Origin of the sequence: Kordiimonas laminariae, from assembly GCF_023008165.1 — a bacterium.
In the GTDB taxonomy this organism is placed as follows: Bacteria; Pseudomonadota; Alphaproteobacteria; order Sphingomonadales; family Kordiimonadaceae; genus Kordiimonas; species Kordiimonas laminariae.
In genome coordinates, this window is the sequence record NZ_JAKQZA010000014.1 from 1 (window position 1) to 11448 (window position 11448).

An 11448-nucleotide genomic window follows, 5' to 3' on the forward strand; every position below is an offset into this window, starting at 1 on the left:
CTATCTTGAACAAACAGCTCTCGATACTGAATACACGCTTACAGTGGAATACTACAAAATGGTCTCTGCTGAACCCACACTCATCTCAGTAGAAAACCCTGTAATGGTACGACAAAACCTCTATGCGCTATCAGACCGCATTAGATTGTGGGGTGCAATCATTGTCTTAATAGGGTTTGGAATGACAAGCCTGATTGCATGGCGCATCCACTGGAAAATGAAAACCATAAACCAAACCGCAAGCAGCATTATAGCGCGTCAGGATTTGGCAGAGCGTATCCCTCAATCAAATGGCAAATCTGAATTCGACAGGCTCACACGTAATCTCAATCTTATGCTTTCAAAAATTCAGGCGCATGTTGAGGATATGCGCCATATGTCCAACAACATTGCTCATGATTTACGCACACCTCTCACTCGGCTTAAAGTCCAGTTGGACCAACTACCCGCGGAAAATGATATTCGAAAATCTGCAATCGGACAGGTTGATCAGATTATCACTGCTTTTGATGCCCTCCTCCGTATCAGCCATCTGGAAGCAGGCACTGCAAAAATAACCCTGAAAGACACAAACCTTTCCAACCTCCTTGATGATGTTATTGACTTGTACGGCCCGCTTGCAGAGCAAAAACAACAAAAAATCTCTGGTTACGCAGAGATAGCTCAGGCTCAATTAGATAGAGATTTGATATTCCAAGCGCTTGCAAATCTTATCGAAAACGCAATTAAATTCTCACCAAACGGTGGTGCTATTCAGATATCGGTCCGTGCCTCGAGAACCACTCTTTGGTTAACTGTTCACGATAATGGTCCCGGCATAACTGAAAATATGCTCAACAAAGCCTCCGACCGCTTTATTCGACTGGATGATGCGCGTTCAACAGAAGGGTTCGGGCTTGGGCTATCTCTGACGAAAGCAATTGCAATTGCACATCAAGGGAAACTGGAATTAGAAAACCACGCAAAAGGTTTTGAAGCTCGGTTGGTGCTGCCTAAGTTAAACTGAAATTTTACCCAGCATATTGTATTTCATATCAAAAAATGAATTGGAAAATAATCTGGATAGGAGTGTTTTATATAGGAGAAATCACTCTTAACTTCACATAACACTAACATAAAATCATTTATTTTTAACATATTATGAACCTATTCATAATTGAACAGGTTACCCTCCATGCCAATACCAACTACTAATAACCTAGCCACTAGATCATATTCGTTTTTCAACAACATCGAGAAATGCACCAAACTAACTAGAAATGTTGTTGCACCAAAGCATGAAGGTGGGGCGGTTCACATGGGAGTCACTGGGTACATCACTCGACTATTCATGGCGGGACAATCGCATAGCGCAATAGGTACTGCGGCCATTCATGAGCCAAGAATATGGTCAGCTTGTTTTTTTGACTTCGTGATGACATTCGATAGAGGTGTATTTCTGACGAGTTATTTTGCCTCTAAGGCAACCGACTTGCCTACTTCAGCCTTATGCAACCTATTACCGAATTTCTGAGCCAAAAGACTAATAATCTCGTCACTAGTATCGTGGCCGCCGATCATAATGGCCCCTAGTTGTTGTTCAAGAGCGGTTACCTCATTCACAACAACGTCTTTTGTGATTGGCGAAAAAATGCCGTGGCCCGAGGCAAGTCGTCGCTGTACGTCTATGCCGAACATGTTGAGACGACCTTCTGGAACCGGATAGTGAAGATCTCCAACAATGGCATACACGGGTACGTCAAATGACTTTTGTAGCCGCTCCATCAGCTTTGGCACAGTCTGATGCCCGCAACCAACCACCACCACAAGGCCTTTGCCTTCCAAGTTGATAACAAGGGCTTGTTCGTCGATCCGCCCGACAAAAAGGCGACGGGCAATTGGACCTGTCGTTGCTACGCCAGTCATCAGAACGGTTGGCGCAGAGATCGTTTCTACCTTCACTCCGGGATAGGACAGCGCCGTGGGCGCAAATATTCTTTTGTCAGACAGGTCAACCTGATTGGTGCCAAGTGAGAATGTTCCGGCGTCAGCCCATTTGCTGCCTCCCGTATGATCCAGATGCGCATGGCTTAAGAAAATAGTGTCAATGTCGCTCAGCGAAACACCAAGCTTGTTCATGTTCCACTCAAGAGGGGAAGGGTTTTCTTCAAGCCGATTCAAACCGAGATCAAACAAAATGGTCTGAGTATCTGTTTCAATCAGGTAAGAAACCCTAGGCTCTGTTTTTAGTTCCTCAGAAGCGGCATGCCAGTTAATCAGCGGGGTTACAGTAAGCGATCGTGTTGAACCAAAACTCTCTACCTTCGTATTTGTCTGCTGCTGCCATGCGTGCTCCAAGCCACGGCTATCAATTGCGCGGAGAAGGTCTGTTCCAAGCACTGCAATAAGCATGAGAGCAATGAATAGGAAAACCCGCTTCCATACATCTTTGGCAACACTGTAATCGGCGAGCATTGGAGCCAAGTCTTCCGGGATGGCCATCGGTTTGATTGGTGATACGTTGGCACCGCCCGTATTGCCTTTAGGGACCCACCCGAAAACATAGCATGGTATAACCGCTACCATACGGGTTGTTTGTCCGAATATTTCTCTAGCGTCGCTTTTGCGGATACCAATTTTGAACATCCACCAATGGCTGATCATGTGTCTGGCAAGAGACTGCTGGCCAATGATATGCGCGCGTTCGAAATGGTGAAATGCTTGATCAAGCTCGCCTGCTTCATAGCAGGTACGGGCCGTTGCCATCTCTTCGCGAAAAGCGGTTTTAAGTTCCTGTTTCATCAAATGCCCTCATGCAGTGATTTCGTTTGAGCGCATTCTATGCAACGCATGTAGGCCAGTATTGAACGAAACGATTGCCTTAAATGAGTGGTCGCCTGGCTTCCTTGGGTGTCACTCCAACAAGGCTGCGCATACTACGAGTAAAGTGAGCCTGGTCAGCGTATCCTGCGGCATAAGCAGCGTCAGCTAATGATGCACCGCCCGCGAGTTCTTTCGCTGCCCGATTTAGCTGATGCCAGGCAAGGAGTTTGGTTAGCGGCACCCCCAGTTGCTCTTTGGCGAGTGCCCGTAATCTTGGGGCAGAAAGCCCGACACTCGCTGCGGCCTCTGAGAAATACCGATCTGCTGCACTCTTTTTCAAATGCCAAAGCGCTTGTACCAACCTTGGATCTACTGCTGTGCGCAGGATGCCCAGCAAAGCAAACACATCATCTAACGCGGCTTCGAGAGGCCCATTCATATCAATAGAGTCCGCTATTTCGCTAGGCAGCTTGCCGATGTCTCCGTCCAACTCACGTAACAAATATTGGCCAAAAGCGGAATGGGGTTCGACAAAGACCAACATGATTTTTGAGTTTGGGAAAAGCCTATGCTCAATGCCTGGCTTGATTACCAGCGTGTGGCCTTCCACTTTTTCGCCGTCAGGGTTTTCCAGTACAGCGGTGTCATATGCCGATAAGCAAATTTGAATAGCCGCGTGCGCATGCAACGAATTGTCCTGGGTTCCGCCCCGAAAGGCAGCCCAAAAGTCACCAAAATAAAATTCTCCTCGCCAGCTCATCGGGGCTATTTGTGGCTTTGGCAAAGGTTATGATTGGCCAGAACCTCAATGATCCGACAATCAGATACATCGCCCCCCGAACAGTGGTTGATCATACGCCTGAGTTCGTCCTGTAGAACCTGGAGCGAAGCAATTTTGCTTTCGACGCTATCTAGATGAGCTCTCGCAATGGCGTTTACCTCTTCGCACGGGCGGTCAGGTTGGTCGGATAACTCAAGCAAGTTCCTGATATCATCAAGGGAAAATCCTAGCTCGCGACTGTGACGCACGAAGGTCAGGCGCTCAAGATGAGTTTCATCATAAAGGCGCCTGTTATTCGCTGCACGGGTCGCTTTTGGCATCACACCAATATCTTCATAATAGCGGATCGTTTGCACCTTCGTGTCAGCACGTTTCGCCAATTCGCCTATCATAAAATCGCGTGCCACAAACTTTCTCCTTGCTCCTACAGCTACTATAGCATGTAGGACTTGTTCAACGAAATTAACAGTGATTCGAGGTAAAAATGTCTGGTAGTTGTGGATGCGGTTCCGATCAAAATTTTGATGGTTCATCACTCGCTTACAAGCGGGTGCTGATAGTTATTATTGCCATTAACTTTGGTATGTTCTTCGTGGAGTTCTTTGGTGGCCTTGCTTCCGGGTCTATGTCACTACTTGCTGACTCTCTCGACTTTCTGGGTGACAGCGCAACTTATACTATCTCACTTATCGTAATCGGTATGCCGCTGGCCGTTCGTGCAAAAGCAAGTTTGTTTAAGAGCCTATCCCTTTTTGCTATTGCCGCCTGGGTTCTAGGGAGCACTCTCTACCGTGTGTTTATTGAAGGTGTGCCTGAGGCATTAATCATGGGCACGATTGGTGTCGCAGCTTTCGCAGCCAATGTGATTAGCGCCCTACTATTGCTGAAGTATAAAGACGGTGACAGCAATGTACGCTCAGTTTGGCTCTGTAGTCGTAACGATGCGATTGGTAATTTAACTGTTATCGTTGCGGCATCTGGAATTGCTGCGACTGACGCAGCTTGGCCAGACCTTGTGGTGGCTGGAATTATGGGGAGCCTGTTTATTCATTCGGCCACGAGAATTGTTCAACAGTCTTGGCGAGAACTCATTGAAGAAAAACAGCGCAAGGTGAACAGTAATGGTGGCGTTGCGTAGTTCCGCTGACGAGGGGCAGGCCATCGGCATTCATTAGCACAAACCGCGCGAATAAGGATCGTGTGGCGAAACTAAAGTCTGTTAATCATTTTGGTCTAACTGACAATGATTGGGCTCGCACACAGGGCTTCCAGCCGCCGAGACGACGTGAAGAACATCTTTTGGGGCAAAGGGAACATCATACCCCTGATAGAACAGCCGCTGCACCCTTAGAGAACTTTGCTTTTTAAATGAAAGCGCTCTTTTTAGTACAAATTGACACCATCCAATAAAAGTAGTACGCCTCTCATGAGGTAGAAGGTATTAATGTGTTTAAAGTAATTGGAACATTGTTATTCTTATCAATATTTGCACTAAGCACTGTGCAAGCTATTGACTCTGCCAATTTCCAATATTCCATGGAATATGATGCTACCCACGTCACCCAAGTTAATGACAATCATTCCGAACATGATGCAGATGGAGAGCAAGTATTGCATTGCGTTCACTGTCATGTTGGTCACTACAAAACATCTACAAACACCGTCAAAGTTCATCGAAACATCCGGGAAACTAAAAAACTTCCATTGACCCTTGGCAATCTATACAAATCGCCATTGTTTGGGATTGTTCGCCCCCCTCGAAGCTAACTCTTAATCTAACTTAAATATACGTTGTTGTAGCGCCATGTGCGACTGCAGCTTAGCTAGATTATGGAGTTTCTAAATGAAACCGATATACATTGCGCTCGCACTTGTGAGCGTGTCCCTACCTACGTATGCTCAAGATGCAAGTAATAAAGATTGGGGACAAAACTTACTTAGTTTCACGCGCGAATTACCTCAAGTGCAGTCATTTAACGAGCGTCTTTCTGCAGCTTACTATGACCGTACAGTACAAAGTGCTGTTCTATACAACCCAACGGTATCGCTTGGTGTGGCGAACGATGAAACTACAAATTTTCAGATAGGTATTAGTCAAACACTTGATCTATCTGGTAAACGCCAGGTGCGGCGTAAATTTGGCGCCGCTCAAGCTCGTCTAGCAGAATATTCCCATGAAGTTGCTCTAGAGAGCTATCTCGCTGACGTTTTAATAGGGCTTTCTGAATACGATGCCGCAAAGCAACAATTGGTTCTTGCGGAAAAACATGCGTCCAGTTTACGAACATTATCTGATTTAACAAAAAAGCGGCTAGAAAATGGTGACCTTGGCAAGGCAGACGGGGTGCTAGTGACGCTCGCATTATCATCTGCATATCCAGCAATAGCAGAAAATCGCACCAATTCTATTGAAACAGAGGCTCGTTTAAAAGCATTACTTGGTAGTGACTTTGCAAAGTTCACTCGGTTACCAGACCGCGAAATTTGGCGCGATAGTGGAGCAATCGATACGGACAGCCTTGTATTAGAGGTACCCAAAGTACGTGAGGCTTATGAGCGACTTCAAGTTGCCAAAGCATCAACTGGGATTGCCAGAAAAAATAGGAAAGCTGACCCAACAGTCGGCGTCGTTGCTGGCCGAGAACAAGGAGCTGCTCTTGTTGGGGTCAATGTATCGCTACCTCTCAATATTAGCAAATCCTTTAAAGCCTCAGAACAAGCCGCAAATAAGAGATCTCTAGCGGCAGAATTAAACTATCGTCAAATAGAACAAGCTATGCGGGCAGAACTAGAAGGCACTTTATTGGCTTGGAGAGAAAGCACTAATCAACTCGATTTGTATAACAAATTTACAGGATCAGCTCCAACAGATGGCCTCGAAATCCTTAAAAATCGCTGGTCGTTAGGAGATATGAGTACCGCTGAGTTCCTACTAGCTCTCGACCGTTGGCGGGAGAGCATAGCTGCTGGAATCAAGCTTCAAGCCCTTCAGCGCCTTAGCCTCATTACCTGGCTCCGAACTTCCGGTCAGGTAAAAGACTGGCTTAGCCGTCACTAAAAGATCAAGGAATAACCTATTATGACTATGAACGTAAATTCTCCAATTATGGTGCTAATGCTTGGTATCTCGTTGTTAGCTGTCAATTCAGTTGTATCATCTCCTGTTAATGCGTTTGAAGCGCCTCAAGACAATTATGATAGTGCGGACATTAGCTACAGTCCTGTTGAACAATCTAAACCAGATAACAATAATCATGAAGATGAAGATGACCATGGTGATGAGGAAGAAAACCTGATCAAACTTTCTCGGGACCAAATGGCCGCAGCTAACATTTCAGTTGGTACATTGTGGCTGCAAGATGTTCCAGATCAGCTTTCTGCCCCTGGTGAAGTGCTTAGTAACGCTTACAGCAACTGGAAGGTCAGCATACGTACGCCGTCACTTGTTAAAGCGCGACACATAGCACTTGGTTCCAGAGTCAAAGAAAACGACCCAATTGCAACTCTATACAGTGAAGAAATGGCCATTGCTCAGTCGAACTTTCTGGTTGCTCGAGATGAATGGTTAAGAGTTCAAGCCCTTGGTAAGCCTGTTACAGGCAACCCAAGATTTATTCAAGCCGAGCAATCCTACTTGGCTACAAAGGCTAAGCTGAGCATTCTAGGAATGAGCACTTCGTCTTTAAACAAAATCGAAACTACCGGATTTATAGCTAGCATGGGAGAATATACCTTAACTGCTCCCACTGAAGGCATTGTGTTAAAGGACTCCTTCGTACAAGGTGCATGGGTAGAAACAGGTACAGAACTCGCTGAATTGACCAACGAACGACGGCTTTGGGTAGAAGCAAAGATTCCTGCCAGTCTTGGCGAAGCCATCTCGGCAGGGGAAAGTGCCCTAATTGAAAGCGATAGTGGCGAGTTTACTGCTCAAGTTATCCAACAAGCACATATAGTTGATCATGAGACACGTACCAGAGTTATCCGCCTGATGGTTGATAATCCCGACGAAAAACTACATCCTGGGCATTTCGTAAATGTAACCTTCAACCTTAGCAGTGGTGGAGCAGTCCTCGCTGTTCCTGAAACTGCCTTAATGCGCTCACCTGATGGTGACTGGCAGGTTTTTGTCGAAGAAAACCCCGGCCATTTCAAAGCACAGGAGGTGGCCATTGTACGCAAAACTTCGAACTTAACAGTGATTGAAGGCATTGATGTCGGTAGCCGCATAGCACTTACTGGTGCGTTTTTTCTAGCATCTGAGCAGGCTAAAGCCGGCTTCGACATTCATGGCCACTAAGGGGAATCTCGATGTTAAATAATCTTATAGATCTCTCTGTGCGCAACAGGTTATTAATTGTTCTCGGCCTTGGCGCATTCCTGATAGCGGCAATATTTATGATTCCGCGCCTAAATTTGGATGCATTTCCTGATGTGACAAATGTCCAAGTATCAGTCAATACTGAAGCACCAGGACTGGCCGCCGTAGAGGTGGAACAGTTAATTACTTTCCCCATCGAATCCGTTATGTACGCGTTACCAAATGTAGCAGAAGTGCGTTCAATATCAAAGACAGGTCTCTCAATAGTGACAGTAGTTTTTGAAGAAGGGACAGATATTTATTTTGCACGACAGCTAATTGGAGAAAGACTTCAAGCGGCACGAGAACTTATACCAGAGGGCGTTGGAGTACCAGATATAGGCCCCAACACTTCGGGTCTTGGCCAAGTATATCAATATCTTCTAAAAGCAGACCCTGATAGCGGCGTTGATATAACTGAACTTAGAAGTCTGAATGACTGGGTTGTCCAGCTTCTTTTGATGCCAATTGACGGTGTGACAGAGGTATTGTCCTTTGGTGGTGAAGTTCGGCAGTATCAGGTCAACCTCGATCCTAATAAACTATTGGCTTTCAATCTGTCGATTGAGGATATTGAAAGCACCATTGAAGCAAACAATCGCATCGCAGGTGGTTGGTATATGGACAGGGGTCAAGAACAACTGGTAATCAGAGGCACGGGCTGGTTAGCCGCTGGTGAGGCGGGCCTCCGTAATATTGCTGATATGCCTATCAAAACGATAGACGGTGTGGTTATCAAAATCGGAGACGTTGCACAAGTTGGTTTTGGCGGCGAAATTCGTCAAGGAGCAGTCTCGCTAACTGAACGCGATGAGAATGGCGACGTGCAACAGCTCGGTGAAGTGGTGACAGGCATCGTACTCAAACGGTTGGGCGCCAACACAAAAGCAACTATTGATGGTATTCAAGAACGTCTCCCCATAATCCAAGGAGCATTGCCTTCCGGTGTGACAATCGAATCTCTTTATGACCAAGCCGATTTGATTACCAAAGCCGTGGATACAGTCGTCAACGCGCTTCTGTTGGCGTTTGTGTTCATCATTGTCATTCTAGCTCTATTTTTAATGAATTTGCGTGCCACTGTTTTGGTTTTACTATCGATTCCGCTTTCGATTGGTTTGGCCCTTATTGTGATGTCAATGATGGAACTCTCCGCAAATTTAATGTCTCTTGGAGGATTGGCTGTCGCCATAGGTATGCTTGTTGATGGTTCGGTGGTTATGGTCGAGAATATTTTCAAGCACCTCACACAAGGCGAAAGCGACAGCAAAGGAGGCCATGAGCTCCGCATCCAAGAAGCTGGCCGCGAAGTCGCAAGACCTGTATTTTTTGCAGCCCTGATAATATTGGTAGTCTTCACGCCCATGTTTACGTTTGAGGGTGTTGAAGGCAAATTGTTTCAACCCATGGCTATCAGTATTATGGTCGCAGTTTTCGCTGCGGTAATTGTTGCACTTCTGATAGTCCCAGCACTTGCCACTTTCATGTTTCAGCGAGGAGTCCATGTTAAGGAAAGTCCCGTGCTCCGACCAATTGAACAAGGCTACCAAAAGCTACTTCAATGGGTACTAGCTAAACGTTCTGCTGTCATTGCAAGTGCAGCAGCACTATTTCTTGGAGCAATAGCAAGTACACCCTTTATTGGAACAGAGTTCGTCCCCGAACTGGAGGAAGGTACTATTAATATTCGAGTAACTTTAGCGCCGTCTTCCAGCCTAGAAACAGCTCTAATATTAACACCCAAATTGGAAAAAATTCTCATCGAGAACTTTCCTGAGGTTACCTACACTCTAAGTCGAGTTGGGCGAGCTGAAATTGGTGGTGACCCGGAGCCCGTCAGTAACGTAGAGATTTACGTTGGTTTAAAACCTGTTTCGGATTGGGAGACAGCGTCAAATCGCTACGAGCTGCAAAGAAAAATGCAAGACCAACTGTCAGTACACCCAGGGCTTTTATTCAATTTCTCCCAACCTATTGCAACACGAGTAGATGAACTGCTTTCTGGTGTTAGAGCTCAACTTGCAATCAAATTATTCGGCCCCGACTTAGATATTCTAGTCTCGAAAGGGCGTGAAATTGAACGCGTTGTAAAAGCGGTTTCGGGTACCCGAGGTGTCGCACTAGAACAAGTGAGTGGAGAGGCTCAATTAGTTGTTGCTCCAAACAGAGAACAGTTGTCCAGATATGGGCTCTCTGTGAACGATGTTATGAGTTTGGTGGAAAAGGGCCTTGGCGGTACAGCTGTAGGTCAAGTTATCAATGGTAACGAACGTTATGATATTTACGTTCGCATTGACGAAGCTTTCCGAAACAATGAAAGAACCATAGGGGATCTACGTCTTGTCGCTCCCACAGGGGCAATACTACGCCTTGCTGATATCGCGGATATCGAAATTAAAGATGGTCCCGCACAGGTTAGGCGTGATGATGTACAACGGCGGATCGTAATTCAGTCCAATGTTGAAGGTCGTGACATGGGCTCAGTTGTAGCAGACATAAACACAGCAATCAGTGACCAGATAGAATTACCGACAGGCTATAGCGTGACAATTGGCGGACAGTTTGAAAGCCAACAACGAGCGCAAGGACGCTTAGCTCTAGTAGTTCCTGTTTCCGTTTTACTAATTGCTTTACTATTGTACTTTGCCTTCGGTTCGATCGGGCAGGCACTATTAATCTTGGTGAACGTTCCACTTGCACTTGTTGGCGGTATTTTTGCACTTCTCCTTTCCGGCCAATACCTTTCAGTACCCAGCTCAGTCGGTTTTATTACTCTCTTCGGTGTTGCAGTACTGAATGGTGTAGTACTTGTTGAAAGTATTAATGGTTTGGCAAAAGATGGTATTGCCATGAGCGAAGCAGTGTTCAGGGGAACTGTATCTCGCCTACGTCCAGTTTTGATGACGGCACTTACTTCCGCACTGGGCCTTATTCCTATGTTGCTTTCTGATGGAGTAGGTGCAGAGATCCAACGACCGCTAGCAACGGTAATCGTTGGGGGCCTGTTTAGTGCAACTGCGCTAACACTGATAGTACTGCCGTGCCTTTACCCAATGTTTTCAAAACACATTTGGCCCAAAGAATAGGCACGTCTGAACTTAGCTGATCAGTCAGGTCCAGACTACAAACAATAAATAGTGAAATATCTTACCTATATGATCATATAGGTAAGATAATCATTGAGCCTTAAACCAACACGTAAAACAAAACGCTCATCTACAAACCTAATTATATCCAGAGATGATTACCTGAACTGAAATATAGTTGAAGCCTACCAATGTGATTAGAACACATAAAATAGCTAGAACGCCCTATTACTGAAAGAATTGAACACTTATGCACAAACCACCGGGCTTCGATACCGTTTAGGTAAAAATGGTGTTCCAGAAAAAGGCGACCTTCCCAACGAAGCATTGGTATCAAATGCAGCCACCTATCTTGAACAAACAGCTCTCGATACTGAATACACGCTTACAGTGGAATACTACAAAATGGTCTCTGCTGA

General features: G+C 45.7%; 8 protein-coding genes. 5 read left to right on the plus strand and 3 right to left on the minus strand.

Features of this window, described 5'->3' with window-relative positions; genetic code table 11:
• On the plus strand, positions 1-1006 hold a 1006-nt coding region (locus MF542_RS17345), incomplete at its 5' end, for a sensor histidine kinase (protein WP_247021822.1).
• A gap of 440 nt (positions 1007-1446) precedes the next feature.
• Here the strand turns inward: MF542_RS17345 and MF542_RS17350 are convergent.
• The 3 genes from MF542_RS17350 to MF542_RS17360 all read right to left on the minus strand — a co-directional run bounded on the left by MF542_RS17350 (position 1447) and on the right by MF542_RS17360 (position 3975).
• Positions 1447-2781, minus strand: coding sequence for a DUF3703 domain-containing protein (locus MF542_RS17350; protein WP_247021824.1), 1335 nt, complete (start codon positions 2779-2781; stop codon positions 1447-1449).
• A gap of 79 nt (positions 2782-2860) precedes the next feature.
• Positions 2861-3490: a helix-turn-helix domain-containing protein gene (locus tag MF542_RS17355; protein ID WP_247021827.1), complete on the minus strand. Its 630-nt coding sequence runs from the start codon at positions 3488-3490 to the stop codon at positions 2861-2863.
• A gap of 77 nt (positions 3491-3567) precedes the next feature.
• Complete coding sequence (locus tag MF542_RS17360) at positions 3568-3975, minus strand: MerR family transcriptional regulator (protein ID WP_281501765.1); 408 nt, start codon at positions 3973-3975, stop codon at positions 3568-3570.
• A 92-nt stretch (positions 3976-4067) separates the two neighbouring features.
• On the opposite strand from MF542_RS17360, the gene MF542_RS17365 reads away from it, so the two are divergent.
• The 4 genes from MF542_RS17365 (at position 4068) to MF542_RS17380 (ending at position 11029) form a co-directional block, all read left to right on the plus strand.
• On the plus strand, positions 4068-4721 hold the full coding sequence (locus tag MF542_RS17365; RefSeq protein ID WP_247021831.1) for a cation efflux transmembrane domain-containing protein: 654 nt from the start codon (positions 4068-4070) through the stop codon (positions 4719-4721).
• Positions 4722-5426: 705 nt separating this feature from the next.
• A complete protein-coding gene (locus tag MF542_RS17370; protein WP_247021833.1) occupies positions 5427-6641 on the plus strand; it encodes a TolC family protein in 1215 nt (404 codons plus the stop codon).
• A gap of 21 nt (positions 6642-6662) precedes the next feature.
• Complete coding sequence (locus MF542_RS17375; protein ID WP_247021835.1) at positions 6663-7883, plus strand: efflux RND transporter periplasmic adaptor subunit; 1221 nt, start codon at positions 6663-6665, stop codon at positions 7881-7883.
• Positions 7884-7894: 11 nt separating this feature from the next.
• Positions 7895-11029: an efflux RND transporter permease subunit gene (locus MF542_RS17380; protein ID WP_247021837.1), complete on the plus strand. Its 3135-nt coding sequence runs from the start codon at positions 7895-7897 to the stop codon at positions 11027-11029.
• Positions 11030-11448 lie beyond the last annotated feature (419 nt).